Raw genomic sequence first — 24,366 nt, forward strand, 5'->3', positions numbered from 1 at the left:
CGCGACAGTTCCTGTCCGAGCTTTGCCTCGTCATGTCGCCCTCGATGTCAGAGGGCGCAGGGAAGACCGGGTGCCGGCCGGGCACCCACGGTCCACTGTGCGAAGATTGCGCTACGAAGAGCTGCACAGCGGCATACAGGTGAAGCCAAACATCCGGCCTTCCCTGCGCAATGGTTTTACGGCTTATGCCGAGCTCTCCCCGGGGAGCGATGCACTATTGCCCCCGTCGCCCTGCGGATGGCTGATGCACGTGCCCGGTTGGGCCGCCACATCACCGCAAGACTTGGCGTACAGACCCCGGACGCCAGGACGACACGGTTTTACCGTACGCAAGCTGCACCGGTCGTGTGCGCGCCGGCCGCCGCTCACGGTTGCCCGCCCTGCGATGCCCTTCGCGCCGATGCTGCCTGCGTCCACCACGGCTCACCCCGCGTTCGTGACGATCGCGATACGCCCCTCTGACAAGGGGTGAGGTGGCGGGAGAGTGCGGTAAACCAGAATTTCTGTAAAGGCGAATATTTTTGAGCGCACGGGTTGCCCCATGGCTTGGGTGTTTCGCCCGACGGGCAGCACAAGCGCTTGGGATGTGAAGGCATCTGCAAGCAGGCGCATAGCCGATTATTTCAGCGCAGATCGCACGACGGTGACAAGTGCAGTTTGTGCCAAAATGCGCCGAGCTGACGGAACACCCCTGACCGCAAGCGAGACACCTGCAAGGGCTGCATATCATGTCCTATTCAACTACGCTTCGAGTCGGGCGGGGGACGTGTGGAGCGAGATCAGGACAGATGGCACGCTGGAAGCAATCGTGGAGCGAGGACGACCTCAACCGGCTCCGAAAGCTCGCAGGAACCAAGCCGATCACAATAATTGCGAAAGAGCTCGGACGGACCACGGGCACGGTGCTCGCGAAGGCCATTGAGCAGAAACTTCCCGTGATTCATCGCATCGAGCGAACAACGCAGGGGTCGCATTTGCGGTGAATGATTTTGGCGGTTGATCTCCGGCCTTTGCGTCTGCTGCTACCCACGGGCCTGCGACGAGAGGTTCCCTGAGGGATCATTTCGCGCTGCGGCGAGTTCTCTCGGGATTGTCCGGCTTGGAGACCTCATGACCGTCAATTTCGACACTCTGCGCGCATCGCTCATTCTCTATGGGCTGAACGCGATCTACGCGATCCTGCTGCTGGCCGTGGGCTGGTATCTGTCCGGCGCCATGCAGCGCTTCGTCACGCGCGTGCTGAATGTCGGCCACCGGATCGATCCGCTCGTGACCTTGTTCATCTCCAGCGTCACGCGTTATGGCGTGCTCGCGGTGGTCGGCATCGCCGTGCTTCAGTTGTTCGGCATCCAGACCGCAAGTCTCGTCGCCGTATTGGGCGCGACATCACTCGCCATTGGCCTCGCGCTACAGGGCACGCTGTCCAATCTCGCCGCGGGCGTGATGCTGCTGCTGTTCCGCCCCTTCCACATCGGCGACGACGTCGAGGTCGGCGGCAAGGCCGGGAAGGTGAAGTCGCTGTCGTTGTTCATGACCGAACTGGTGGCGCCCGACAATACGCAGATCCTGCTTCCGAACGGGCAGGTCTGGGGCGCGGCCATCATCAATCGCAGCGCCTATCCCGGCACGGGCGAAATCAAGGTGACGTTTCCGGTCAGGGCCGGATCGGCCAACACGCTCGCCGGCCAGATCCTCAAGGAGCTGCGCGACGACCCGCGCATCGACGAACGCGCCGCGCCGTCGGTCAACGTGTCGAAGGTGATCGACGCCGCCGATCCCGCAGCGCCCATTGTGGAGCTGACCGTGAGTGCCAAGGTCAATCCGTCCGATGCCGCGGCAGTCAAGCAGCGCGTGCTCGACCATGCGAGTGCGCTGCTCGCGGCGGCGTGAGGGGGGCTTGGTGATCCTGCGCGGGATATCGTAGAAGTGCCCCGAACAGGAGACACGCGCAACATGGTGGACGACACGAACGTTCGGGCGGGCCAATGCCATTGCGGCGCGGTGCGCTTTGAGGCGACGCTCAGCGACGGCTTCAATTCGATCCGCCGCTGCACCTGCTCCTACTGCCGCATGCGAGGTGCCGTCGTCGTCATGGCGGCAATGGGCGGGATCACGTTCCTCGAGGGCGAGGAAGCGCTCACGAGCTACCGCTTCCACACCGGATCAGCGGAGCACTTCTTCTGCTCCCGCTGCGGAATCTACACGCACCACCAGCGACGATCCGACCAATCTCTCTATGCCGTCAACGTCGCTTGCCTGGATGGGGTAAGCCCGTTCGATTTCGCCGAGGTGCCGGTCATGGACGGCATCAATCACACCAACGACACCGGCAAGCCGACGCGCCGGGCCGGCACGCTCCGCTTCATTCCGTCGGACTGACGATCGTTATGGCCTGACCTAGCTTCGCGGCGACCGCGGCGTCCTGCGCTTCACGGCGTGACGTCGCGGCGAGCGGGTCACGCGGGGACGCAGGCGCGTTGCGGCAGCGGCGCGGCGCGGCTTGGTCTGGGCCTGCGGACCACGCGCGAGATCCATCAGCATGCGCAGTGCCTCGATCACCGAGCGCTGGCGCACGGCGGTCCGGCCGATCGCGCCGAAACGGTGCTCGCGATGGACGATGCGGCCATCGCGGGCTGCAACGGCGAAGTGGACGAGACCGACCGGCTTGCCGGGCGTCGCACCGCCGGGACCGGCAATGCCGGTAATGGCAACCGCGAGATCGACATCGGCACGCTCCAGCGCACCGACCGCCATCGCGGTCGCGGTTTCCTTGCTAACGGCGCCGAAATTGGTGAGCGTGCCGGCTTCGACGCCCAGCATCGCGCGCTTCGCATCATTCGAATAGGTGACGAAGCCGCGATCGATCACGTCGGAGGAGCCGGGGATGTCGGTCAGCGCGCCCGCGACGAGCCCGCCGGTGCAGGACTCGGCGGTGGCGATCGTCAGCTTGCGCATCCGGCACAGATCGAGCAGCGAGCGGGAGAGGGCGCGTGCGTCGCTGCCGGCCATGGCCTAGGCGCTCCAGGGAAGACGGATGGTGGCGCTCGCGGTGGCCGCGATGCCTTCCTCGCGGCCGGTGAAGCCGAGCCGCTCGCTGGTGGTCGCCTTCACCGCGACGCGCGAGATGTCGACGCCGGAGATCTCGGCGATGCGCGCGCGCATGACGTCGCGCAAGGGGCCGATCTTCGGCCGCTCGCAGATCATCGTCACTTCGAGATTGGCAACACGGCCGCCGCGCGCCGTGACACGCTCGATCGCGTATTTCAAAAACTGGTCGGAGGAGGCGCCCTTCCACTTCGCGTCGCTCGGCGGGAAGTGCGAGCCGATGTCGCCGTCGGCGAGCGCGCCGAGGATGGCATCCACCAGCGCATGCAGGCCGACATCGCCGTCGGAATGGGCCAGGAAGCCTTTGGTGTGCGGCACGCGCACGCCGCAGAGCATGAGATGATCGCCTTCGCCGAAAGCATGCACGTCGTAGCCCGTGCCGGTCCTGATGTCGCCGAGCAGGCTGGCCAGGCGCGCTTCCTCGCGGACGAAGTCTTCGGGAGTGGTGAGCTTCATATTGGCAACATCGCCTTCAAAGGTTGCAACCGTCAATCCCGCCCATTCGGCAATCGCGGCATCGTCGGTGAAATCGCTGCGCCCGTCCTTTGCCGCGCGACGATGCGCTTCGAGGATGATTTCGAAGCGAAAGGATTGCGGCGTCTGTGCGATTCGCAGGCGCGCGCGATCCGGCGTGTCCTCGACGTTGCCGTTCTCGCCGGTGACCTTGATGGTGTCGGTGACGGCAATTGCGGGAATCGCAGCGCCGGTGCGGCTCGCCGCCTCGATCGCGCGCGAGATCACGCCTGCCGAGACGAAGGGACGGGCGGCGTCGTGGATCAGGACGATGTCGGGCTTGTGCTTGACGAGCGCTTCCAGACCGGCGAGCACGGAGGCCTGCCGCGTCGCGCCGCCGCTGGTCGGTGCCTCGTGTTTGAGACCTACGACCGCTGCCGTGAACATCGCGCTGTCGTCGGGGTTCACGACCGGCTGCACCGCAAACACATCGGGGTGCTGGCTGAACGCTTCCATGGCGCGATAGATCACAGGCACGCCGCCGATCTCGCGATATTGCTTGGGTCCGCCGGCGCCGGCACGCAGGCCGCGGCCGGCCGCGACGAGAACGACTGCGGTGCGCTGTGATTTCGCCATAGGACTCAAATACTCAGTTGGTGATGATGGAGTCGGGGAGGGTGCAAATTGTTGGAATGCCTCTAGCACGGCAGGCCCGCAAAAAAAGGGGGTTTCCCCGGATTGCGGGATTCAGCATTTTGCTGCACTGCACTTGAAAGATTTGCAGAACTGTCTAAACTGTAGGCATGACGCTTGACTGCACAAGAATTGTGCGCAAGATAGGTCATGGCAGGCGCGATGAGGCCCTGCCTACGCAACGGGACCCCTGTGACCGGCTCGGCAGTATCAGGCTCTAAGCCGTTGAAAATAGGCGATATTGAAATCGCCACCCCGGTCTTCCTGGCACCGATGTCGGGGGTGACGGACTCGCCCGTCCGCAAGCTCGCGGCCGAGCTCGGGGCCGGTCTGGTCGTCTCCGAAATGACGGCCAGCGATGAACTCGCCAATGGCCGCAAGATGTCCCGGTTGCGCTGCGAAGCGACGGGCGTAGGGCCGCATGTGGTCCAGCTCGCTGGTTGCGAGGCTCACTGGATGGCCGAAGGCGCCCGGATCGCGGAAGCGGAAGGCGCCGACATCATCGATATCAACATGGGCTGTCCGGCCCGCCATGTGACCGGCGGCCAGTCCGGCTCGGCCCTGATGCGCGATCTCGACCATGCCGTCAGCCTGATCGAGGCGACGATCGCCGCGGTGAACGTTCCGGTGACGCTGAAGATGCGGCTCGGCTGGGACGACCTCACCCGCAACGCGCCGGAGCTGGCGCGCCGCGCCGAGGCCGCCGGCATCAAGCTCGTGACCGTGCACGGCCGCACCCGCTGCCAGTTCTACAAGGGCGAGGCCGATTGGGACGCGATCCGCGCCGTGCGCGAGGCCATCTCCATTCCGCTCGTCGTCAATGGCGACATCACCACCTACGAGAAGGCGCTCGCGGCGCTGGAGGCCTCCGGCGCCGATGCCGTGATGATCGGCCGCGGCGCGAACGGTCAGCCCTGGCTGCCCGGCGAGATCGGCCGGCGTCTGAAGGGCGGAGCGGCGGAAGCCACGCCGTCGCTCGAGACCCAGCTGCATTATGTCCGCACGCTCTATGACGGCGTCTGTGCGCTCTACGGCCTGCGCGTCGGCCTCAGGCACGCCCGCAAGCATCTCGGCTGGGCGCTCGATGTCGCGGCCGAGACGAGCGGCGTGCCGGTCGAGACGCTGAAGGGCTGGCGCCAGAAGATCCTGACCTCCGAGGATCCGGGCCTCGTCCACCGGTCGCTGCAAGATGCCTTCGACGATTTTGCATGGAGCGCTGCTGCATGAGCTCAGCTGCTGAACATCGCCGGCCGGTTCCGTCCGACAGCGACGCGATCCTGGATGCCTTGCCCAATCCCGTGCTCATGATCGGGCCGGACGGCAAGATCGTCGCCGCCAATATCGCGACCGAAGCCTTTTTCGATATCTCCACGCAGTTCCTCAAGCGGCAGTCGCTGAAGGAGCTGGTGCCGTTCGGCAGCCCGTTGCTGGCGCTGATCGATCAGGTGCGTTCGTCGAACGCGCCGGTGAACGAATACAAGGTCGATCTCGGCACGCCGCGCATGGGCGGCGACCGCCAGGTCGATCTGCATGTGGCTCCGTTGACGGAGCGGCCCGGCCATATCGTGGTGATGCTCCAGGAGCGCTCCATCGCCGACAAGATGGATCGCCAGCTCACCCATCGCAGCGCCGCGCGCTCCGTGATCGCGCTGGCCGCGATGCTGGCGCATGAGATCAAGAACCCGCTCTCGGGCATCCGCGGCGCGGCGCAGCTGCTGGAGCAGCAGGCCTCGTCCGAGGATCGCATGCTGACACGGCTGATCTGCGACGAGGCCGATCGCATCGTGACGCTGGTCGACCGCATGGAGGTGTTCGGCGACGAACGCCCCGTGGTACGCGGCCCCGTCAACATCCATTCCGTGCTCGATCACGTGAAGCGGCTGGCGCAGTCGGGCTTTGCCCGCAACATCCGCTTCGTCGAGGATTACGATCCCTCGCTGCCGCCGGTGCTGGCGAACCAGGATCAGCTGATCCAGGTGTTCCTCAACCTCGTGAAGAACGCCGCCGAAGCGTTGATCGACGTTCCCGATGGCGAGATCCAGCTCACCACCGCGTTCCGCCCTGGCGTGCGCCTGTCAGTCCCCGGTCAAAAAACCCGTGTATCCCTGCCGCTCGAGTTCTGCGTGAGGGACAACGGACCAGGCGTGCCGGACGATCTTCTGCCCAATCTGTTCGATCCCTTCGTGACCACCAAGCAGACCGGCTCGGGCCTCGGTCTGGCGCTTGTCGCCAAGATCGTCGGCGATCACGGGGGCATCATCGAATGCGAGTCTCAGCCGCGCAAGACCACCTTTCGCGTGCTGATGCCGATGTATTCCACATCGGCGAAACATGCCGATCACAGCAGTCGCGACGGCTCTGCCGGGAAGTCGTCGTCTGCATCTCAGGGGGCAAAATGAGGATTAACGATGCCCGCAGGTAGCATTCTCGTTGCTGATGACGATACCGCCATCCGCACGGTTCTCAATCAGGCACTATCCCGTGCCGGCTATGAAGTCCGGCTCACCGGCAACGCCGCAACGTTGTGGCGATGGGTCAGCCAGGGAGAGGGCGATCTCGTCATCACCGACGTGGTGATGCCCGACGAGAACGCGTTCGACCTGCTGCCGCGGATCAAGAAGATGCGGCCGAATTTGCCGGTCATCGTGATGAGCGCGCAGAACACCTTCATGACGGCGATCCGCGCCTCGGAACGGGGGGCGTATGAATATCTGCCAAAGCCCTTCGACCTGAAGGAGCTGATCGCCATCGTCGGCCGCGCGCTGGCCGAGCCGAAGGAGCGGGTCTCGACGCCGGACGAGGACGCCGAGATGGAGGCGATCCCACTGGTCGGCCGCTCGCCGGCGATGCAGGAAATCTACCGCGTGCTGGCGCGCCTGATGCAGACCGACCTCACCGTGATGATCACGGGCGAGTCCGGGACCGGCAAGGAACTGGTGGCGCGCGCGCTGCACGATTACGGCAAGCGCCGCAACGGCCCGTTCGTCGCGGTCAACATGGCCGCGATCCCGCGCGACCTGATCGAATCCGAGCTGTTCGGCCATGAGCGCGGCGCCTTCACCGGCGCCAACACCCGCGCCTCCGGCCGGTTCGAGCAGGCTGAGGGCGGCACGCTGTTCCTCGACGAAATCGGCGACATGCCGATGGAGGCGCAGACCCGCTTGCTGCGCGTGCTCCAGCAGGGCGAATACACCACAGTCGGCGGCCGCACGCCGATCAAGACCGACGTGCGCATCGTCGCCGCGTCGAACAAGGATCTGCGCGTTCTGATCCAGCAGGGCCTGTTCCGCGAGGATCTGTTCTTCCGCCTCAACGTCGTGCCGTTGCGACTGCCGCCCTTGCGCGAGCGCATCGAGGATCTGCCGGATCTGGTGCGGCACTTCTTCACGCTGGCCGAGAAGGACGGCCTGCCGCCGAAGAAGCTCGACACGCTGGCGCTGGAGCGGATGAAGCAGCATCGCTGGCCCGGCAACGTGCGCGAGCTCGAAAACCTCGCCCGCCGCCTGGCCGCGCTCTATCCGCAGGACGTGATCACGGGCTCCGTCATCGACGGTGAGCTCGCGCCGCCCACGGTCAGTCCCGGTGCGGCGGTCCAGCAGGGCGTCGACAATCTCGGCGGGGCTGTCGAAGCGTATCTGTCCTCGCACTTCCAGGGCTTCCCGAACGGCGTGCCGCCGCCGGGCCTCTATCATCGCATTCTCAAGGAGATCGAGGTGCCGCTGCTGACGGCCGCGCTCGCCGCCACCCGCGGCAACCAGATCCGCGCCGCCGACCTGCTCGGCCTCAACCGCAACACGCTGCGGAAGAAGATTCGGGATCTCGATATCCAGGTCTATCGGAGCGGGGGCTAGTCTTCGCTGAAACGGACGGTGGCTCAGCTCCCCCCTACCAAAGTGGGAGCTGAGCCTGTCCGGATCGCGCCGGCCTTTTTGGTCCGCGCGGTGAGCAGAAGTCCGCATCAGGGCGAAATGTTCCGATGGAACATAAGAATTGCTCAGTCGGGCGCCGGGCGTAGTGTCGCACTCACCTGACGAGGCGCGTTGAGACCGGCATCGCGTTGGCGATGTTCGAGAGCGGCGGCTGTACGCCGAGACCATTGACCAACAGATCTGCGGCCACGATCAGCAGCAGCACGGCCGACACCATCATTGCGAGAAAGAACCTATCCATGCCGGTTCAAGCCGGCAGGCCCCGATTCTGTTCCGGGATACCTCGCATCCGCACCGCCCGTGGATGCGTCGGTGCATCGCGGTGGAGGCGCCGCGGAATTGTCGCAATTCGGCAAATTTTACGGGTTTAGAGCAAATTCAACGGCTGCCGCGCCTATCCCGCCGCAATGACCGGGATAGGCAGCGCCGTGATCGACTTGATCTTCTCCATCGCAAAGCGGGAGGTGACGTTCTTGAGCGGAACGGCGTGGATCAGCTTCTTGTAGAACACGTCGTAGCTCTGCATGTCCGGAATGACGACGCGCAGCATGTAGTCGACATCGCCGGCCATCCGGTAGAATTCCAACACCTCGGGCATGGCCCTGACGGCGTCGGCAAAGCGTTTCAGCCAGGCATCCGAGTGATCGGAGCTCTCCACAGAGACGAACACCGAAAGGCCAAGCCCGATCTTGTTCTGGTCGACCAATGCAACCCGTCTCAGGATCACGCTGTCGGCTTCCAGTCTCTGGATTCGCTTCCAGCACGGTGTCGAGGACAAGCCGACGCGGTCCCCGATTTCCGCAACCGAGAGCGACGCGTCTTCCTGGAGAACCGCCAGGATCTTGCGGTCGATGGCGTCGAGACGGCGGCCGGTCTCGGCGAGCTGCAACGCAGCGTCGGTCATGTGCAAAACCTCGGTGTGATGGGTAGTCAGGCGCTCTTGACCGGCGTCAGCCGTGAGGCCCGAACAGGAATATCTCGTAGAGATCGTCCTGCGTGTTGTCCGGGCCATCCGGCCGGGGCTGCAGCGAGCGCTGGAACCATCCGCGTGCCTGTTCGACCAAACGAGCGAATCCTGAATGCAGCGAGATGACGTAGCTCATGTTCACTCCGGACAACGGTGTAGGGCGAGAACCGGCAAAAGCTATCATGGCAGGGATGGCGTTGAACATTGCTACACGCTCGTCGGGATCAGTTTGGTTGAATCGTACTGGCGTCGTCACAAGTGCGCGCGGAAAATTCCACGGCAACTGACGGCGATGGACGATTTTGTTGCCCGTCGCTGGGCGAAAAGCATCGAATGCATTGCTTCTAGTCGGCTGCCAGCAGCGCGAGCACGTCGGCCTGCCTGAGCTGCGGCAGGGAACCGAGGTTCGACGGCCTGCGACAGGACTCGGATGCGGGGTAGAGCATGGGCATGCCCATGCCTCCGGACACGAGATAGGGCAAAACGTGATTGGCTCGTCCGTTCAAATGGGCTCCTGTCGTGATGCCCAGTGCGAACAGGAAGATGATCAGAAAAGCCAGCGAGAGGACGAAACCCTCGTGGAAACGAACCTGGTCCGTCACCGCTCGCGCGTCGATCGCGCGCTCGGAGACGGAGCGGCGGCTGGCCCATTCGAGCGTGAAATCGAACATGCGCTCCACTCACTTCATGTAATCAGGCAGCGTGAACCCGTCATAGAACCGGTCGGCCTTGATCGCTGCCTTGAAGGCGGGCGACTTGTAGCCGGCGACGATGTCCTGGGCCCATTCTGCGTTGGCATTCGCCTTCTTCACGGCGAGGACATTGATGTATGGCGTCGTCATCTTCTCCAGTGCAAAAGCGTTGGTCAGCTTCAGGCCGCTGAAGATCGCGAAATTGCCCTGGACGGCGGCGAAGTCGACATCGTCCAGCGCCCGCGGGGCCTGCGCGGCCTCGAGCGGCACGATCTTGATGCCGCCGGGATTCTTGATGACGTCGAGTTCGGTGACATCGATCGGTTTGCTGTCGCGGATCTCGATCAGGCCGAGATCACGCAGCACCCACAACGCACGCTGCAGATTGACTGGATCGTTCGGCACCGCGACACTGGAACCCGGCTTGATCGGTGTGCCCAGCGGGTGCTTCTTCGAGTAGAGACCCATCGGTGGGGTGGGGACGTGGACGATGCCAGCGAGATCGGTCTTTTGGCGCTCGTTGTAGGAATCGAGGAAGATCGTGTGCTGCATCACATTGGCATCGATCTCGGACTTGAACACGGCGTTGTTGGCCTCGAGCCCAGTCGAAAATTCGACGTAGCGGATCTTGTAGCCCTTCTTCTTCAGCTCCGGTTCGACGCCAATCTTGAATTCGTCGATGTAAGGGCCTGGCACGAAGCCGACCCGCAACTCCGGCTTCGCGGGTTGTTGTGCCGAGACACCTCCGGCGGTGAAGGAGGAGAGAGCCAAGAGTCCGGAGAGGAGAAACAATGCTGTCTTCATATTCACTTGCTGAGCTTGAGTTTTGATAGGTTTGCGGAGGTGGTCTCAGGCGATCGCCTTGACCGCGTTCGAATAGACGCTCGCCGGACGGGCGAGGCCGTAATGCTCGCGCAGCGTCGTGCCGGTGTAGTCCTCGCGGAACAGGCCGCGCCTGCGCAGGATCGGGACGACCTGTTCGGCGAACGCATCGAAGCCGCCGGGCAGCCAGGGCGGCATCACGTTGAAGCCGTCCGCCGCGCCGTTCTCGAACCAGGTCTGGATGTCGTCTGCGATCTTTTCCGGTGTGCCGGCGATGACCCAGTGGCCGCGCGCACCGGCGAGCCGCTGCACGAGCTGGCGTATGGTCGGCTTCTCGCGATCGACGATATCGACCACGAGCTTGAAGCGGCTGGCGACGCCGCGCGCGCTCGCGGTGTCGATGAGGTCGCGGGGGACCGGACCGTCGAGATCGTAACCCGTGAGGTCGAGGCCGATCATCTGACGCAACTGCGTCAGCGAATATTCGGGCTGGATCAGTTCGTTGAACTCGTCCTGAAGCCGGTCCGCCTCGGCCTGCGTGCTGCCGATGAAGGGGCTGATCCCGGGCAGGATCTTGATTTCGTCGGGACCGCGGTCGAAGGCGCGGGCCTGGCGCTTGATGTCGGTATAGAACGCCTTCGCCGAGTCCAGGGTTTGATGCGCGGTAAAGATCGCCTCCGCATACCGGGCGGCGAAGGCGCGGCCATCGTCGGAGGCGCCGGCCTGCACATAGACGGGCCGGCCTTGTGGGACGCGCGAGATATTCAGCGGACCGCGAACGCGGAAATGCTTGCCGACATGGTCGAGCGTATGAATCTTGCTTGTATCGGCGAAGATGCCGGAAGCGGGGTCGTTGACCAACGCGTCGTCCTCCCAGCTATCCCAGAGGCGCGAGATCACGTCGAGATATTCGCGGGCGCGCTCGTAGCGCTCTTGGTGTGGTGGATGTTCGGGGAGCCCAAAATTCTGCGCGGCCTGCGGCGCGCTGGTGGTGACGATGTTCCAGCCGGCACGGCCCCGGCTGAGATGATCGAGCGAGGCAAACAGGCGCGCCAGATTGTATGGTTCGGTATAAGTCGTGGATGCCGTGGCGATCAGCCCGATGCGGCTGGTGACGGCGGCAATCGCAGCCAGCCAGGTGATCGGCTCGAAGCGAAAGCGCTGGGCGTAGCGAACGTTGTCGGCCAGCGCCGGGCCGTCGGCAAAGAAAATGGCGTCGAACTTGCTCGCCTCGGCGCGCTGCGCCAGCTCCTGATAGAAGCTAATGTCGAGAATGCGCTCGGCTGACGATCCCTTGTAGCGCCAAGCCGCCTCGTGATGGCCGCCGGGATAAATGAAGAGGTTGAGAACGAGCTGGCGTTGATTGCTCATGATGCGAAGGTCCGGATGCGATGGGCGAGGGTGAAGCGGCTATTGGAGCAGGGACGTCCTACGATGCTGGCTTGCGCGCGAACGCGAAGCGCAGGTAACGTTCCAGCCGGAGGCCCTCCGGTGTGCGGTTGGCCTCAACCAGCGTGGCGAAGGCGCCCCGGACTGCCGCACGTTCGGCGGAAGAAAAGCCGTCGAGGAAGTTGCCGAAGGCGCTTGCCTCGGACCAGCCGAGCACGGAATCGACAGTGTCGTGCAGATCGACCAGCGAGCGCAGATCGCTTCGGTAATCGGTCAAGCCGGCTCCAGCGAACAGTGCCTCGAGCTCTTCGTCTGTCGCTCCCAATACCCGGAACGACTCGTTGCTTCGATCTGCGAACCCGGCCTGCTCGATTGCCTCGCGCAGCAATGTGCGCGATTGATGCGGTTTCGAGGGATCCTGGATGTTCAGACCGAGCCTGCCGCCTCGCTTCAGGACGCGATGAATCTCCCGCAGGGCGCGCGGTTTGTCCGCGATCCAGTGGAAGACGCTGTTGAGATAGACCACGTCGAACGCCGCATTATCAAAGCGAGCGAGATCTTCGGCGCGACCGACGTCGAAGCTCAAAGTCGTCGTCTCGCGCAGGCGCGCGATGGCGATCCGGTTGTCCAGGGGATCGATGCCGATCACGCGGCCGTCGGGGCCGACAAGCCCGGCGACGAATTCGGTGAGGCGGCCGGTGCCGGCTCCGATATCAAGCACGTGATCGCCGGATCTGATGGCGAGCGGGCCGATCAGGAACTTGCCGTGGTGAAATTGAAGGACGCCAGCCTGCTCGTAGGTGCGTGCAAGCTCAGGTGTATCCTTTTCGAGGCTGATGACGCCAGGCGTCGACATGTGCGTTCCAGAATAGCCAGCAGACAGCAAGTGATGCTCGGTCAGGCCGGACTCTATGTCGCGGACATCGCGAATGTCGATGAAATGAATTTACGTTGTTCGCAGCGATGCGAGCATGAATCTAGCGATCGCGCTGCGGAATGGAGATGAAGCCGCAACGGCGTTGCTCCGTCGCGCCGCTGCGGAAATCGAGTTGCGGTGCGTGTTGACGAATGTCGCATCGAGCCGTCAGCGCGAACGTTTCAACGCGCGGTAACGCTGCGACGAATTCGTTGCGCGGACGGTCAAACAAAGCCAATTCCATTTCATTGACGAAATGCCGATCGCTCTTACGATTTGACAGCATCTGACGCGCTCAACTCCAGGTGCACCATGTTTCAATCGGATATCGACCAACCCGCTCGCGATACCCTGCGCCTGATCGGCCCCGATCCGCAGAATTGGGTCCCGGATCGCGAAGGGATCGATCACAACGTCGCCGTGATCGGAGGCGGGCAATCCGGCAGCGCCTTTGCCTTTGCGCTCCGTCGCGCCGGCATCGGCAAGGTCGCCGTCATCGACGCTGCCAGTGATGCCGCTTCGACCGGTCCCTGGCTCAGCAGCGCGCGCATGCAGAAGCTTCGCACCCCGAAAGGGCTGGCTGGACCCGAGCTTGGCCTGCCCGGGTTGAGTTTTCAGGCCTGGTACGAATCCCGCCACGGCAGAGCAGCCTATGACGCGATTGATCGTATCTCGCGGGTCGACTGGGCCGCTTATCTCGACTGGTACCGCAAGACGCTTGGCATCGAGGTGCGCTACCGGACGCGACTAGTCCGGATCGAACCGGCGGGCGACCATTTTCGGATTCATCTCGACATTGATGGCAGGCAGACGACGGAAACGGCTCGCAAGGTCATTCTCGCCAGCGGTTTCCCGAGCAACGGCGGCCCGATCATTCCCGAGGTGCTCTCGGAAAACCTGCCCAGGGAGCTGTATGCCCATACGCTTGAGCCCATTGATTTCGAAAAGCTGCGGGACAAGTCGGTCGCCGTGATCGGAAGCGCTGCCTCCGCATTTGATGCAGCAGCTGTGGCGCTCGAAGGCGGCGCGCGCGAGGTGCATCTGTTCGCGCGGCGCAACCGGCTTGCCTCGGAGCCGGTCATCAGGACGCGCGGCTATCCCGGTGCCTATGACAATTATGGAGCGCTGCCCGACGCCGTTCGCTGGCATCAAGCCATCCGCTTCCGCCGTGCCGGCTCGACGCCGCCACCTGACGCGGTTACGCGCGCCGTCAAATTTCCGAACTTCAATCTGCATCTCGGAGCCTCGTGGACGTCGGCCAGACCGTTCGGACGACGGCTTCTGGCGACCACAACGGATGGCGATATTGCGTTCGACTTCGTCATCGCGGGCACGGGCTATCAGGTCGACCTTGCCGGGCGGCCGGAGCTCACCGGTTTCGCGGACGAGATATTGCTCTGGCGGGACCGCTTCTCGCCGCCATCCGATCAATCGGATGAAAATCTTGGAGCCCATCCTTATCTCGGCGCTGGACACGAGTTCCTGGAGAAAGAGCCCGGGCGCGCGCCGTACCTGCGCAACATCCATGTCTTCAACCCTGCCGCGTTCGTCAGCTTCGGCCTGCCGATCGGCGACGTTCCGAGCTTCAAGCGGGATATCCAGGGTGTCGTCGCGCGGATCAGCAGGGACCTGTTCCAGGACGATCTGCCGGCACACGAGGCCCGCATCAACGCGTCGATCGCCGATGATTTCGAGCCCGCGCTTTATGCCTCAGCGATCTGGCGTTCGCCGAGCACCGTCGCGGCAGAGTAGGGCAAAGCGCAGATAACAACCGAAGACGTCGTGAAGACAGGTGCAACTGTTTTCCGCGTCGCTCCAACTTTGGAAGCCCTTTCCGAAGACCTTGGGTTAGCATCCTGCGACTGAATACGCGGCTGCACTGATGCAGCCGCCACGGAACATCCCGCCAGACGGGGCCGCCGCCAGAGCTGACTGCGGTCCCGCAAGAGGATCGACTACCATCATCAACCTGTTTTCACTCCGCCATCGCATCAGCGATCGGCGAATGGCGGAGCCTTGTCCAAATCGGATCGCGGTCTTGGGGTAGATGACATGACGGACGCAATCACCATCGACAACGTCATTCCGCGCGCGGACATCGTCAAGCGGTCGGCGCGGATCGGTGCAGAGATCAGGAACATCAGGCTTTCGGGCGATCTGCCGGACCAGACGATCGCGGCGATCAACCAGGTGCTGCTCGAGCACAAGGTGATCTTCTTCCGAGATCAAAATCATCTCGACGATGCCGAGCAGGAGCGCTTCGCGCATCGGCTCGGCAAGCTGGTGCCGCATCCGACCGTCGGGGCGACCAGGGGCACCGCCTCGATTCTCGAGCTCGATTCCGGGCGGGGCGGCGGCCGGGCCGACCAATGGCACACCGACGTCACCTTCGTCGATGCCTATCCGAAGATCTCGGTTCTGCGCGGCGTCGTGATCCCGGAGTTTGGCGGCGACACGATCTGGTCGAACACGGCCACCTCATACCTCGATCTGCCGGCTCCGCTGCGCAAGCTCGCAGACGAGTTGTGGGCCGTGCACAGCAATGCCTACGACTACGCGGTCAAGGCCCGCGCGAGCGAAGCCGACCGGAAGCAGTTCGAGGAGGTCTTCACAGCGACTGTCTACGAAACCGAGCATCCCGTCGTTCGCGTCCATCCCGAGACCGGTGAACGGACGCTGGTGCTCGGCAATTTTGTCCAGCGCTTCGTCGGCCTGTCGAAATACGACAGCCAGAAGCTGTTCGACCTGTTCCAGTCGCACATCACCGCGCCCGAGAACACCGTACGCTGGAGCTGGCGGCAAGGTGACGTGGTGATCTGGGACAATCGCGCGACCCAACATTACGCCGTGAACGATTACGGCGATCAGCACCGCGTGGTCCGGCGCGCCACCATCGACGGCGAGGTGCCGGTCAGCATCGACGGCCGCAGCAGCGTCACCCGCGTCAAAGCGGCGAAGCCCCAGGCGAAGGCCGCCTGAAGCGAGCAATGGAGTGAACACAATGAAGATCACGATCTCAATGTTGCGCCGTCTGGTGGCCGGCCTGCGAGCAAGAGGGCGGCAAGTTGGCCAGGCTGCCATCGGGCTGACGGCTCTTGCCGGCAGTGCCATGGCCGAGCCGCAGCTCGAAAAGACCGAGATCCGCTACCAGGGTTGGGCCGGGCAGGTGACGTTCGTCGAGCTCGCCGACGATCTCGGTTATCTCGCCCCGCTCAAGCTGAAATGGATCGGCAACACCATCAGCGGTCCGCAGGACATCCAGACCGTCGTCACCGGCGATATCGACATCGGCGGTGCCTTCTACGGCGCGATCATCAAGCTGATCGCCGCCAAGGCGCCGATCAAGGCGGTGGTCGGCTATTACGGCTCGGACGACAACACCTACAACGGCTACTACGTCAAGGAAGATAGTCCGATCAAGACCGCGCGAGACCTGATCGGGAAGAAGGTCGCGGTCAATACGCTGGGCGCGCATCTCGAATTCGTGCTGCGCGAGTATCTGGCCCGCAACGGTTTGACGCCGGCGGAAGCCAAGCAGGTGACGCTGGTTGCGATTCCGCCCGTCACCGGCGAGCAAGCCTTGCGGCAGGGGCAGGTCGAGGTGAGCACGCTGAACGGCGTGCTGCGCGACAAGGCGCTCGAGCGTGGCGGCATCCGCAGGCTGTTTGCGGACTCGGACATCTTCGGGAACTTCACCGGAGGCTCCTATGTGCTGCGAGACAAGTTCATCAAGGACAATCCCAACACGTCCCGCAAGCTGATCGAGGGCGTCTCGCGTGCCATCGCCTGGGCGCAGACGACGCCGCCCGAGGAGGTCCGCGCCCGCTTCGAGCGCATCATCGCCGATCGCAAGCGCAACGAGGACGCCACCCCGATCAAGTACTGGAAGAGCACGGGTGTCGCGACCAAGGGCGGCGTGATCAGCGATGCCGAGCTTCAGGTCTGGGTCGACTGGCTGGTCAAGGACGGCCTCCTGAAGCCCGATCAGCTCAAGCCGTCGGATATCTACACCAACGAATTCAACTATTTTCGTCCCGGCAAGACCGCGGAGGCCAAATGACCTTGGCCAAGATCCGCTTCGAGCATGTCCGCAAGGAGTTCCTGGTCCGCGGCAAGGATGGCGGGCCGGCGCAGAGCTTTACTGCGCTTGACGATATCACGCTGGATGTTCGTGCCGGCGAATTCCTGGCCCTGGTCGGGCCGAGCGGCTGCGGCAAGTCGACCTTGCTGGATCTGCTCGGCGGCCTGACGGCGCCAAGCAGCGGACGCATCCTGCTCGATGGCAAGGCCATCGAGGGGCCGGCGCGCGATCGCGGTATCGTGTTCCAGCAATACGCGCTGTTTCCCTGGCGGACGGCCGCGCAGAACGTCGAGTTTGGGCTCGACATTGCCGGCCTGAAGGCGAGGGAACGGCGGGAGAGGGCGCTGCACTATCTCGATCTCGTGAGTCTGTCCGGCTTTGCCGACCGCTACCCTCACGAGCTGTCGGGCGGCATGAAGCAACGCGTCGCGATCGCACGAAGCCTTGCCTACGATCCGGAGGTGCTCCTGATGGACGAGCCCTTTGCCGCGCTCGACGCCCAGACGCGCGAGACGCTGCAAGGCGAGCTGCTGCGAATCTGGCGCAGCACCGGGAAGACCATTCTCTTCATCACCCATGGCATCGACGAGGCCGTCGTGCTCGGTCAGCGCGTGGCCGTGATGACCTCGCGCCCCGGCCGGATCAAGCAGATTGTCGACATTCCCGCCGAGCTGCACAGCGAGACCGAGGACGTTCGCTCGCTGCCCGAATTTGGGCGCGTGCGGCACGAGGTGTGGTCCTTGCTGCGCGATGAAGTGTTGAAGGCGCAAGGCTCCCAAGCGGCGACATCGGGTGGCGAGTGGATCGCCAAGGCGAAGGAGTTGGCCCATGTCTAATCTGGAAATCCTGACGCTGCTGGAGCTGGCCGAGGGGAGTCCGAAAGATCGGGCCAGACAACGTGCCGGTGCGGTCGCGACCGCGACAGGCAGCCTGTTGCGATGGTCCGGCGTCATCGGGCAACGATACCTGTTACTGCTGTTGTTCCTGGCCCTCTGGGAGACGGCGCCGCGCCTGGGTCTCATTGACGTGACCTTCCTGCCGCCGTTCTCCGAGGTGGTCGCCGCTGGCTGGCATCTCGCGCAGACCGGGGAGCTCTATGACGATGTCGGCGCCAGCCTGCTTCGAGCCCTGAGCGGCTTCCTGATTGCCATTGCTCTGTTTGTGCCGTTAGGGGTCTTGACGGGATGGTACGCCCGGCTCGGCGACCTCCTGAACCAGACCATCGAGATCGCGCGCAACACGGCGCCGCTGGCGCTGCTGCCGGTCTTCATCCTGCTGCTGGGGATCGGCGAACTCTCCAAAGTCACCATGGTGGTCTACAGCTGCGCCTGGCCGTTGCTGCTGAACACGATCGCTGCCGTTCGCCAGGTCGATCCGCTCTTGATCAAGTCGGCACGGACGATGGGCGCGACGCCGAGCCAGTTGTTCCGGAAAGTGATCCTGCCGGCGTCGCTGCCGACGATTTTCGTCGGCATTCGGTTGGCGAGCGCCTCGGCAATGCTGGTGCTGGTGGCGTCCGAGATGGTTGGCGCGAAGTCGGGGCTCGGCTATCTCATCATCAACAGCCAGTACAGCTTCCTGATCCCGCAGATGTACTTTGGCATTCTCGGGATCACCGTGATCGGTCTCGCCTTCAACGCGATCCTCGAGGCGCTGGAGCGCCGCCTGATGCGGTGGAAGGCGCCGGCCGTCTAAGCCTGCTTGTTGCGGGCAGTAGCCTGCGTCACGATACTGTTCGGCGGCACGTCCTGGGTCACCCAGACGTTGCCGCCGATCGTCGCTCCCCGGCCGATGGTGATGCGGCCGAGGATGGTCGCGCCGGCGTAGATCACGACGTCGTCCTCGACGATCGGATGCCGGGCGTCGCCCTTGATCAGATGGCCCTCGTCGTCGGTCGGGAAATGGCGCGCGCCGAGCGTCACGGCCTGATAGATGCGGACATTGTCGCCGATGATCGCGGTCTCGCCGATCACGACGCCGGTGCCGTGGTCGATGAAGAAGCCGGAGCCGATGCTGGCGCCGGGATGAATGTCGATGCCGGTGCGCGTGTGGGCGATCTCGGCCACCAGCCGCGCGATCAGCCGCGCGCCGAGCTGATGGAGAATATGGGCCAGCCGGTGGTGGATGATCGCGGTCATGCCGGGATAACCGATCAGGATCTCCGGAAAGTTTCTGGCGGCGGGATCGCCAACGAAGGCGGCGCGGAGATCGCTGATGATCAGGCCGCGCACGTCAGGCAGCTGCGAGGCAAATTTGCGCGTCAGTTCGACCGCATCGTCACGGCGAAAGCCGGCCGTGAGCTCGTCACCGATGAAGAGCGCGGCGCGGTGGACTTGGTCACAGAGGCCGTCAAGCGCGGCGCTGAGACGATTACCGACGAAATAGTCGATATTCTCGCCGTCGAGATCGAACTGGCCGTAATGGCGCGGGAACAGCGCCTCGGTCAGTCCGTCCAGGATCGCCTGGAGTGCTTCGCGTGAAGGAGCGCGGCGGGCCTCGCCGTCACGACGGATGCTATGGGTCTCCTCCCGGGAGACACGGAGCGCGGCGACGAGCCTGCCGAGGTGCCAGCGATTCTGCACCGGGCTATCGGAGTTGCGGGTCTCGTCGTCGGACGGTTCGCGGGGGATCTCGTGTTTCATGCCGCCTCAACCCATCGGATGGAATGCCGAACGATGATGTCACCTGACATGGGCCAGGGGAATACTGATCTCGGCGAGCAGGTCCAGGTCGAAATCGTGCTTGATCTCGATGTATTGGCCGTTCCAGTACACCAGCCCGGACAGCTCGTGCGACAGGTCGAAGCTCAACAGACTGCCGACGATGATCCCGTGCGAATAGCGCTCGATGATCTCCTCGACCCGGCATTCGATGGTTGCGAGCGAGTTGCCGAGCAGCGGGACGCCGGACGTGCCGACAGCCCACGGCACGCCTTCGAAGCGCTGTGGGCCCTTCAGGCGGCTGTTGCTGAAGCGATCGGCCTGTTCCTGCTGGTCGGAGCCCAGGATATTCACGCCGAACACGCCAAAACGTTCGATCAGCGCGAAGGATGACGCCTGCCGGTTGACGCTGATCAGCACCCGCGGCGGGCTCGCGCTCAGCGACGTCAGGGATGTGACGGTCATCCCCGTGATGTCCTCGTCGCGCCCGGCCGTGATGACGCTGACGCCGCCGGCGAGGCGGCGCATCACGGCGCGGAACTGGTGTTCGAGCTCGTTGCTGTCAGTGACGAGATGGACGTCCGACCTTCCCATGCCTGTCTCTCCTTGCGTCGGACCGCCGAATGACGGCGTCTTCCTGTCTAGAAGAAGCCCTTCGCCGGCAATAGCGTGCCGTTGATCTCGTGTTCGCCGATCGAACGCGCCTTGTAGGTGGTGGGATTGTGCGACGAGAGCGTCCGCGCGTTGCGCCAGTGGCGGTCGAAGTTGGTGACCTTCTTGGTGGCCGATGCGCCGCCGACGTCGAACAGGAGGCTGCCGCCGCGGATGGCGAAATCATCGGCGATGATCTTGGCCTTGGCCGAAAGAAGCGCAGCAGTGTGCGCGGCTTCCTCAGCGTTTGCCGCGCCGGCGTCGAAGGCATCGGTCGCGACGTCCAGCGCCTCGGCGGCCGCCAGCACCACCGTCTCGGCCGCAAACGCGCCGCTGGCGATCTGGCCGACGGTCTGCTGAAGCAGCGGATCGTCGGTCGGGATTTCAGTCGGCGCGTAATAGAACGTGCGCTTGCGCGAGCGCACCAGCGCGGTGGCGTCCCGCAAGGTCGCGCGCGCGATGCCCGCCACCACCGCGGTCAGGAACAGCTGGGCGAACGTATTGGAGTAGGGCACGCCATAGCCGGAGCCGGGCTCATCGAAGACCACCTCCTGGCGCCTGACTTTCACGTTGTGGAAGTGCGTCGTGCCGGTCGCCGTGAGCCGTTGCCCGAGGCCGTCCCAATCGTCGACCAGCTCGATGCCTTCGCGCTTGATCGGAACGATCGTGGCGCCGGTCGCTCCGGACGGGTCAGCTGCGCGGACAAGGACGTAGTCGGAGTACAGCGTGCCGGTGCTGTAATATTTGGTGCCGTTCAACAGATAGTCGCCGTTGCCGTCGGGCGTGAACGTCGTGCCCGGCGTGACATTGCCGACGCGCGGGCTTTCAAGCTCGGTGGTGGCGAGCCCGATGATCGCGCCTTCCGCGACAGCCTTTTGCCAATCGCGGCTCTGCTCGTCCTTGGGCGTGCGCACCAGCCGTTCCACCACGCTGAAATGATTGCGCAGGATATGCGCGACATTGGCGTCGGCCTCGCCGAGACGGATGACGAAAGCAAAGAGATCACGGATCGAGCTGCCGGCGCCGCCGGCATTGACGGGAAGCCGCAGCGCGCCGAGGCGGGCGCGGCGAATGAGATCGATGACGTCGAAGGGCAATACGCGATCGCGCTCCCGCGCGCTCGCGCCTTCCGCGATCTGGCTGAGCAGCGCCTCCAGTTCCGGCGAGCCGGTCTTGATCGGTTCGGATGCGTTCAGGGAGGGGGCGGATACGGTTTTGTTCATTGTCTTGGCCTGTTGAGGTGGTCTCAGAGCTGCGCGAGATGATCGGTCACCTTGACCGGCTCGGGCAGAACCTTGCGGGCGACGAGCCAGTCGGCCGCCTTTTGCAGCTCGCTGACGAAGCGCTCGTCGTTGACAGCGAAATAGCGATACTGGCGCTTCAGCGCGATGAACTGGTCGCGGATTTCGTCGCTGTACTTGCCCGCCTTCTGGGCGATGTATTCGGCGTCCTTGCCGTTCTCGGAAATCCACTTCCCTTCGGCGCGGAACGCATCGTTCACGGCGCGCACCAGCGCGGGATTGTCGGTCGCGAATTTACGGGTGGTGAGGTAGGAGGTGTAGTCGATCTGGAATTCGAGATCGCGGCCTTCCAGGAAGATGTCGTGCGCCTTGTATTCGCGCCGGGCGATGTCGACGCCGGGGCTCCACATCGACCATGCGTCGACCTTGCCGGAGGCGAGCGCGGGCGCCGCATCGGGCGGATTGAGATAGACGAACTTGACCTTTGACCGGTCGACGTTGTGCTTCTCGAGCGCCGCGACCAGCAGGAATTCGCCGAGGCCGGAGCGGTTGACCGCGACGGACTTGCCGACGAGATCCTCGATCTTGTCGATGCCGGAACCGTCCTTGGTGATGATCGCCGTGGTGCGCGGCTCGTAGACGACGAACTGCGTGAACACCAGCGGCGAGCCGGCGATGATCGCGGCCAATGCCGGGGTGGTGCTGCCGCCGAAGCTGAAATCGGCGCTGCCGCCGGTGACAGCCTGCAGGGTGGGAGCGTGGTTCGGGAAGGGCCCGAGCCACTCGACCTTGATGCCATCCTTGGCTAGCAGCTTCTCGAACTCGCCGCGTTCCTTGGCGATCAGGTTGAGGCCACTGAGGCCCCAGGTCAGGCGGACAGTATCGGTGGTGCGGCCTGTCGCCGCCTCGGCGAAATCGCCAATGTTCATGCCGGCGAGGGCGCCAATACCGAAGGCCGCGGTGCCAAGGAAGCCGCGCCGGGAGGGTTTGGCGATGGGAGAGTCAGACATAGTGGCCTTACCTAGTGGGAGAAATGAGAATTCACGCCAAGCTCACCGAGGAGCTCGGCACGTGAAATGGGTGTCGAACCGTCGCGCCCGACGCGGTGCTCGAAGGCAATGGCGCCGTTCCGCATCACCAGGATGCGGTCGGCCAGCGCGATGGCTTCGTCGACGTCGTGGGTGACGAGCAGAACGCCTGGCTGATGATTGGCGACCAGTTCGCGAACGAGTTCGTGCATGCGGATGCGCGTGAGCGCATCCAGTGCGGCAAAGGGCTCGTCGAGGAGCAGCAGCTCGGGCTGCTGAACCAGCGCACGGGCAAGTGCGACGCGCTGGGCCTGTCCGCCGGAGAGATTGCGCGGCCAGTCGTCGAGCCGATCGCCGAGGCCGACCTCGGTCAGCGCTTCGGCAGCGCGTTGGCGCGCGTCCGGCGCCTGCAGGCCAAGCGAGACATTTCGCCAGAGGCTGTCCCACGGCAGCAGCCGGTGCTCCTGGAACACCACGGCTGGGCGCCGCGGTGCGACGATGCGACCGCCCTGGATGGAATCGAGGCCTGCCAGCGCCCGCAACAGCGTGGTCTTGCCGCAGCCGCTCTCTCCGAGCAGGGCGACGAATTCACCGCGCTCGATGCGCAGGTTCAGCTTTTCGATGACGACGCGGTTGCCGTAGCGCCGAATGAGATTACTGACGACGACGGCCGGTCCGGTTTCGAACGAGGCGGGCGCCAGCGGAGCGGTGTGAACGTTCATCGTGCCACTCCGTAGTTCGGATGCCAGGCGAGCAGGCGCCGTTCGAGGAAGCGCGCAATACCGTCAGCCGCAACACCGATCAGCGCGTAGATCACGATCGTCAGCACGATCACGTCGGTGCGCAGGAATTCGCGTGCGTCCATGGCAAGAAAGCCGATGCCGGACTGCGCGCCGATGGTCTCGGCTACGACCAGCGCGAGCCACGCTGTTGCCAACGCATAGCGGACGCCGGTCAGGATCGACGGCAATGCGCCGGGGAGGATGATTCGTCGGATCAGCTGAAGCGCGCCCAAGCCCTGGACGCGGCCGAGCTCGAGCAGCTTGGGGTCGACTTGCCGGATGCCGAGCACGGTGTTGATGTAAATCGGGAAGGTGACGCCGAGTGCGACAAGGAAGACCTTCTGCGTCTCGCCGACGCCGAGCCACACGATCACCAGGGGCAGGACCGCGAGGAAGGGGATGGCCCTGATCATCTGTACGCTGCGGTCGATTGCGGCTTCAGCGATCTTCGAGAATCCGACGAGAATGCCAAGCGCAGCGCCAACCGCCGCGCCGATCACGAAGCCCGAGGCAGCACGGAGCAGGCTGACGCCGAGATCGTTCAGGAGTGTTCCGGTGGTCGCAAGCTTGAACGCGGTGCGCATCACCTTGCTGGGTGCCGGAAGCACGTGCGGGGACAGCCATCCGGCTTGCGCAAGCCATTCCCACACGACGACCAGCACGACCGGGGCGAGCCATGACAGGAGCTGAAGGCCGCGCGGGCCAAGCTTGCTGTTTAGCGTTGCCGGAGCGTCCGTACTTTCGCTGCTTTGCGACGACCGCTTGTTGTCGGCGCCAATCGCGGCGCGGTCGATGTCGCTCAGTTCGATATTGCTCAAGACAACAGACCTCGTTTCACGCAACTGCACTTGATGCAGGCGGAGTGACGCCAATGAGTTGCCGTCCCTGCAAAATGTCCCACGAAATCGGGCCGACAGAAATAGAGCGCTATTTCAATTGTGGTTCGCTTCGGAGTGA

26 protein-coding genes are annotated in these 24,366 nt (G+C 64.1%); 10 read left to right on the top strand and 16 right to left on the bottom strand.

Annotated features, from left to right (window positions below; translation table 11 throughout):
- Nucleotides 1-1,110 precede the first annotated feature (1,110 nt).
- Together AB7532_RS17955 and AB7532_RS17960 are read left to right on the top strand one after the other, a co-directional pair.
- Complete coding sequence (locus AB7532_RS17955; RefSeq protein WP_441236095.1) at nucleotides 1,111-1,890, top strand: mechanosensitive ion channel family protein; 780 nt, start codon at nucleotides 1,111-1,113, stop codon at nucleotides 1,888-1,890.
- Between the two features lie 63 nt (nucleotides 1,891-1,953).
- A complete protein-coding gene (locus AB7532_RS17960) occupies nucleotides 1,954-2,379 on the top strand; it encodes a GFA family protein (RefSeq protein ID WP_441236096.1) in 426 nt (141 codons plus the stop codon).
- A gap of 18 nt (nucleotides 2,380-2,397) precedes the next feature.
- Here the strand turns inward: AB7532_RS17960 and AB7532_RS17965 are convergent, their stop codons facing one another.
- On the bottom strand, nucleotides 2,398-3,009 hold the full coding sequence (locus AB7532_RS17965) for a CinA family protein (RefSeq protein ID WP_441236097.1): 612 nt from the start codon (nucleotides 3,007-3,009) through the stop codon (nucleotides 2,398-2,400).
- Nucleotides 3,010-3,012: 3 nt separating this feature from the next.
- Nucleotides 3,013-4,194: a bifunctional 2-C-methyl-D-erythritol 4-phosphate cytidylyltransferase/2-C-methyl-D-erythritol 2,4-cyclodiphosphate synthase gene (locus tag AB7532_RS17970; RefSeq protein WP_441236098.1), complete on the bottom strand. Its 1,182-nt coding sequence runs from the start codon at nucleotides 4,192-4,194 to the stop codon at nucleotides 3,013-3,015.
- 282 nt (nucleotides 4,195-4,476) lie between these two features.
- On the opposite strand from AB7532_RS17970, the gene dusB reads away from it, so the two are divergent.
- The 3 genes from dusB to ntrC are packed head-to-tail and all read left to right on the top strand — an operon-like array spanning nucleotide 4,477 to nucleotide 8,102.
- A complete protein-coding gene (gene dusB, locus AB7532_RS17975) occupies nucleotides 4,477-5,478 on the top strand; it encodes a tRNA dihydrouridine synthase DusB (RefSeq protein ID WP_441236099.1) in 1,002 nt (333 codons plus the stop codon).
- Entirely contained in the window at nucleotides 5,475-6,650 is a 1,176-nt protein-coding gene (locus tag AB7532_RS17980) for a two-component system sensor histidine kinase NtrB (RefSeq protein ID WP_441236100.1), read from the top strand. Before dusB ends, AB7532_RS17980 begins: the two co-directional genes overlap by 4 nt.
- A gap of 9 nt (nucleotides 6,651-6,659) precedes the next feature.
- Complete coding sequence (ntrC, locus tag AB7532_RS17985) at nucleotides 6,660-8,102, top strand: nitrogen regulation protein NR(I) (RefSeq protein WP_008133472.1); 1,443 nt, start codon at nucleotides 6,660-6,662, stop codon at nucleotides 8,100-8,102.
- A 172-nt stretch (nucleotides 8,103-8,274) separates the two neighbouring features.
- Here ntrC and AB7532_RS17990 read toward each other — a convergent pair whose 3' ends face one another.
- From AB7532_RS17990 to AB7532_RS18025, 8 genes are all read right to left on the bottom strand, one after another.
- Nucleotides 8,275-8,421, bottom strand: a complete 147-nt coding sequence (locus AB7532_RS17990; RefSeq protein WP_441236101.1) for a hypothetical protein — start codon at nucleotides 8,419-8,421, stop codon at nucleotides 8,275-8,277.
- A gap of 153 nt (nucleotides 8,422-8,574) precedes the next feature.
- Nucleotides 8,575-9,084 (bottom strand): Lrp/AsnC family transcriptional regulator, encoded by a 510-nt coding sequence (locus AB7532_RS17995; RefSeq protein WP_441236102.1) that lies wholly within the window; start codon nucleotides 9,082-9,084, stop codon nucleotides 8,575-8,577.
- 46 nt (nucleotides 9,085-9,130) lie between these two features.
- On the bottom strand, nucleotides 9,131-9,283 hold the full coding sequence (locus AB7532_RS18000; protein ID WP_441236103.1) for a hypothetical protein: 153 nt from the start codon (nucleotides 9,281-9,283) through the stop codon (nucleotides 9,131-9,133).
- Between the two features lie 208 nt (nucleotides 9,284-9,491).
- Nucleotides 9,492-9,818: a hypothetical protein gene (locus AB7532_RS18005; protein ID WP_441236104.1), complete on the bottom strand. Its 327-nt coding sequence runs from the start codon at nucleotides 9,816-9,818 to the stop codon at nucleotides 9,492-9,494.
- Between the two features lie 9 nt (nucleotides 9,819-9,827).
- The gene (locus AB7532_RS18010; protein WP_441236105.1) at nucleotides 9,828-10,643 is read right to left on the bottom strand and encodes a MetQ/NlpA family ABC transporter substrate-binding protein; all 816 of its coding nucleotides are present in this window, start codon (nucleotides 10,641-10,643) and stop codon (nucleotides 9,828-9,830) included.
- Between the two features lie 45 nt (nucleotides 10,644-10,688).
- Nucleotides 10,689-12,032, bottom strand: a complete 1,344-nt coding sequence (locus AB7532_RS18015) for an LLM class flavin-dependent oxidoreductase (RefSeq protein WP_441236106.1) — start codon at nucleotides 12,030-12,032, stop codon at nucleotides 10,689-10,691.
- Nucleotides 12,033-12,090: 58 nt separating this feature from the next.
- Complete coding sequence (locus AB7532_RS18020) at nucleotides 12,091-12,906, bottom strand: class I SAM-dependent methyltransferase (RefSeq protein WP_441236107.1); 816 nt, start codon at nucleotides 12,904-12,906, stop codon at nucleotides 12,091-12,093.
- Between the two features lie 121 nt (nucleotides 12,907-13,027).
- Nucleotides 13,028-13,252, bottom strand: coding sequence for a hypothetical protein (locus AB7532_RS18025; RefSeq protein WP_441236108.1), 225 nt, complete (start codon nucleotides 13,250-13,252; stop codon nucleotides 13,028-13,030).
- 26 nt (nucleotides 13,253-13,278) lie between these two features.
- On the opposite strand from AB7532_RS18025, the gene AB7532_RS18030 reads away from it, so the two are divergent.
- From AB7532_RS18030 to AB7532_RS18050, 5 genes are all read left to right on the top strand, one after another.
- Entirely contained in the window at nucleotides 13,279-14,718 is a 1,440-nt protein-coding gene (locus AB7532_RS18030) for an FAD-dependent oxidoreductase (RefSeq protein ID WP_441236109.1), read from the top strand.
- 300 nt (nucleotides 14,719-15,018) lie between these two features.
- A complete protein-coding gene (locus AB7532_RS18035; RefSeq protein WP_441236110.1) occupies nucleotides 15,019-15,945 on the top strand; it encodes a TauD/TfdA dioxygenase family protein in 927 nt (308 codons plus the stop codon).
- Nucleotides 15,946-15,967: 22 nt separating this feature from the next.
- The gene (locus tag AB7532_RS18040) at nucleotides 15,968-17,026 is read left to right on the top strand and encodes an ABC transporter substrate-binding protein (RefSeq protein WP_441236111.1); all 1,059 of its coding nucleotides are present in this window, start codon (nucleotides 15,968-15,970) and stop codon (nucleotides 17,024-17,026) included.
- Complete coding sequence (locus AB7532_RS18045) at nucleotides 17,023-17,883, top strand: ABC transporter ATP-binding protein (protein ID WP_441236112.1); 861 nt, start codon at nucleotides 17,023-17,025, stop codon at nucleotides 17,881-17,883. The genes AB7532_RS18040 and AB7532_RS18045 overlap by 4 nt, the downstream gene beginning before the upstream one ends.
- On the top strand, nucleotides 17,876-18,742 hold the full coding sequence (locus AB7532_RS18050; protein ID WP_441236113.1) for an ABC transporter permease: 867 nt from the start codon (nucleotides 17,876-17,878) through the stop codon (nucleotides 18,740-18,742). The genes AB7532_RS18045 and AB7532_RS18050 overlap by 8 nt, the downstream gene beginning before the upstream one ends.
- On the opposite strand, the gene epsC is transcribed toward AB7532_RS18050, so the two are convergent.
- From epsC to AB7532_RS18080, 6 genes are read right to left on the bottom strand one after another with little or no spacing between them, the layout of a single operon-like run.
- Entirely contained in the window at nucleotides 18,739-19,689 is a 951-nt protein-coding gene (gene epsC / locus AB7532_RS18055; RefSeq protein ID WP_441236114.1) for a serine O-acetyltransferase EpsC, read from the bottom strand. The genes AB7532_RS18050 and epsC overlap by 4 nt on opposite strands.
- Before the next feature lie 39 nt (nucleotides 19,690-19,728).
- Nucleotides 19,729-20,301: a flavin reductase family protein gene (locus AB7532_RS18060; RefSeq protein WP_441236115.1), complete on the bottom strand. Its 573-nt coding sequence runs from the start codon at nucleotides 20,299-20,301 to the stop codon at nucleotides 19,729-19,731.
- A gap of 47 nt (nucleotides 20,302-20,348) precedes the next feature.
- Nucleotides 20,349-21,581 carry an acyl-CoA dehydrogenase gene (locus tag AB7532_RS18065; RefSeq protein WP_441236116.1) on the bottom strand — a complete coding sequence of 411 codons (1,233 nt, stop codon included), beginning with the start codon at nucleotides 21,579-21,581 and terminating at the stop codon, nucleotides 20,349-20,351.
- A gap of 23 nt (nucleotides 21,582-21,604) precedes the next feature.
- Complete coding sequence (locus tag AB7532_RS18070) at nucleotides 21,605-22,609, bottom strand: NrtA/SsuA/CpmA family ABC transporter substrate-binding protein (RefSeq protein ID WP_441236117.1); 1,005 nt, start codon at nucleotides 22,607-22,609, stop codon at nucleotides 21,605-21,607.
- An 11-nt stretch (nucleotides 22,610-22,620) separates the two neighbouring features.
- Nucleotides 22,621-23,349 carry an ABC transporter ATP-binding protein gene (locus AB7532_RS18075; protein WP_441236118.1) on the bottom strand — a complete coding sequence of 243 codons (729 nt, stop codon included), beginning with the start codon at nucleotides 23,347-23,349 and terminating at the stop codon, nucleotides 22,621-22,623.
- Entirely contained in the window at nucleotides 23,346-24,092 is a 747-nt protein-coding gene (locus tag AB7532_RS18080) for an ABC transporter permease subunit (RefSeq protein ID WP_441239302.1), read from the bottom strand. The genes AB7532_RS18075 and AB7532_RS18080 overlap by 4 nt, the downstream gene beginning before the upstream one ends.
- Nucleotides 24,093-24,366: the final 274 nt, after the last annotated feature.

The organism is Bradyrhizobium sp. 930_D9_N1_4, from assembly GCF_052076015.1.
Lineage (GTDB): Bacteria > Pseudomonadota > Alphaproteobacteria > Rhizobiales > Xanthobacteraceae > Bradyrhizobium.

What these genes read in the sequence shown, in the direction of transcription:
- AB7532_RS17955 (WP_441236095.1), top strand. Translation starts at nt 1,111, where the DNA reads ATGACCGTCAATTTCGACACTCTGCGCGCATCGCTCATTCTCTATGGG.
- AB7532_RS17960 (WP_441236096.1), top strand. Translation starts at nt 1,954, where the DNA reads ATGGTGGACGACACGAACGTTCGGGCGGGCCAATGCCATTGCGGCGCG.
- AB7532_RS17965 (WP_441236097.1), bottom strand. Translation starts at nt 3,009, where the DNA reads ATGGCCGGCAGCGACGCACGCGCCCTCTCCCGCTCGCTGCTCGATCTG.
- AB7532_RS17970 (WP_441236098.1), bottom strand. Translation starts at nt 4,194, where the DNA reads ATGGCGAAATCACAGCGCACCGCAGTCGTTCTCGTCGCGGCCGGCCGC.
- AB7532_RS17980 (WP_441236100.1), top strand. Translation starts at nt 5,475, where the DNA reads ATGAGCTCAGCTGCTGAACATCGCCGGCCGGTTCCGTCCGACAGCGAC.
- ntrC (WP_008133472.1), top strand. Translation starts at nt 6,660, where the DNA reads ATGCCCGCAGGTAGCATTCTCGTTGCTGATGACGATACCGCCATCCGC.
- AB7532_RS17990 (WP_441236101.1), bottom strand. Translation starts at nt 8,421, where the DNA reads ATGGATAGGTTCTTTCTCGCAATGATGGTGTCGGCCGTGCTGCTGCTG.
- AB7532_RS17995 (WP_441236102.1), bottom strand. Translation starts at nt 9,084, where the DNA reads ATGACCGACGCTGCGTTGCAGCTCGCCGAGACCGGCCGCCGTCTCGAC.
- AB7532_RS18000 (WP_441236103.1), bottom strand. Translation starts at nt 9,283, where the DNA reads ATGAGCTACGTCATCTCGCTGCATTCAGGATTCGCTCGTTTGGTCGAA.
- AB7532_RS18005 (WP_441236104.1), bottom strand. Translation starts at nt 9,818, where the DNA reads ATGTTCGATTTCACGCTCGAATGGGCCAGCCGCCGCTCCGTCTCCGAG.
- AB7532_RS18010 (WP_441236105.1), bottom strand. Translation starts at nt 10,643, where the DNA reads ATGAAGACAGCATTGTTTCTCCTCTCCGGACTCTTGGCTCTCTCCTCC.
- AB7532_RS18015 (WP_441236106.1), bottom strand. Translation starts at nt 12,032, where the DNA reads ATGAGCAATCAACGCCAGCTCGTTCTCAACCTCTTCATTTATCCCGGC.
- AB7532_RS18020 (WP_441236107.1), bottom strand. Translation starts at nt 12,906, where the DNA reads ATGTCGACGCCTGGCGTCATCAGCCTCGAAAAGGATACACCTGAGCTT.
- AB7532_RS18025 (WP_441236108.1), bottom strand. Translation starts at nt 13,252, where the DNA reads ATGCTGTCAAATCGTAAGAGCGATCGGCATTTCGTCAATGAAATGGAA.
- AB7532_RS18030 (WP_441236109.1), top strand. Translation starts at nt 13,279, where the DNA reads ATGTTTCAATCGGATATCGACCAACCCGCTCGCGATACCCTGCGCCTG.
- AB7532_RS18035 (WP_441236110.1), top strand. Translation starts at nt 15,019, where the DNA reads ATGACGGACGCAATCACCATCGACAACGTCATTCCGCGCGCGGACATC.
- AB7532_RS18040 (WP_441236111.1), top strand. Translation starts at nt 15,968, where the DNA reads ATGAAGATCACGATCTCAATGTTGCGCCGTCTGGTGGCCGGCCTGCGA.
- AB7532_RS18045 (WP_441236112.1), top strand. Translation starts at nt 17,023, where the DNA reads ATGACCTTGGCCAAGATCCGCTTCGAGCATGTCCGCAAGGAGTTCCTG.
- AB7532_RS18050 (WP_441236113.1), top strand. Translation starts at nt 17,876, where the DNA reads ATGTCTAATCTGGAAATCCTGACGCTGCTGGAGCTGGCCGAGGGGAGT.
- epsC (WP_441236114.1), bottom strand. Translation starts at nt 19,689, where the DNA reads ATGAAACACGAGATCCCCCGCGAACCGTCCGACGACGAGACCCGCAAC.
- AB7532_RS18060 (WP_441236115.1), bottom strand. Translation starts at nt 20,301, where the DNA reads ATGGGAAGGTCGGACGTCCATCTCGTCACTGACAGCAACGAGCTCGAA.
- AB7532_RS18065 (WP_441236116.1), bottom strand. Translation starts at nt 21,581, where the DNA reads ATGAACAAAACCGTATCCGCCCCCTCCCTGAACGCATCCGAACCGATC.
- AB7532_RS18070 (WP_441236117.1), bottom strand. Translation starts at nt 22,609, where the DNA reads ATGTCTGACTCTCCCATCGCCAAACCCTCCCGGCGCGGCTTCCTTGGC.
- AB7532_RS18075 (WP_441236118.1), bottom strand. Translation starts at nt 23,349, where the DNA reads ATGAACGTTCACACCGCTCCGCTGGCGCCCGCCTCGTTCGAAACCGGA.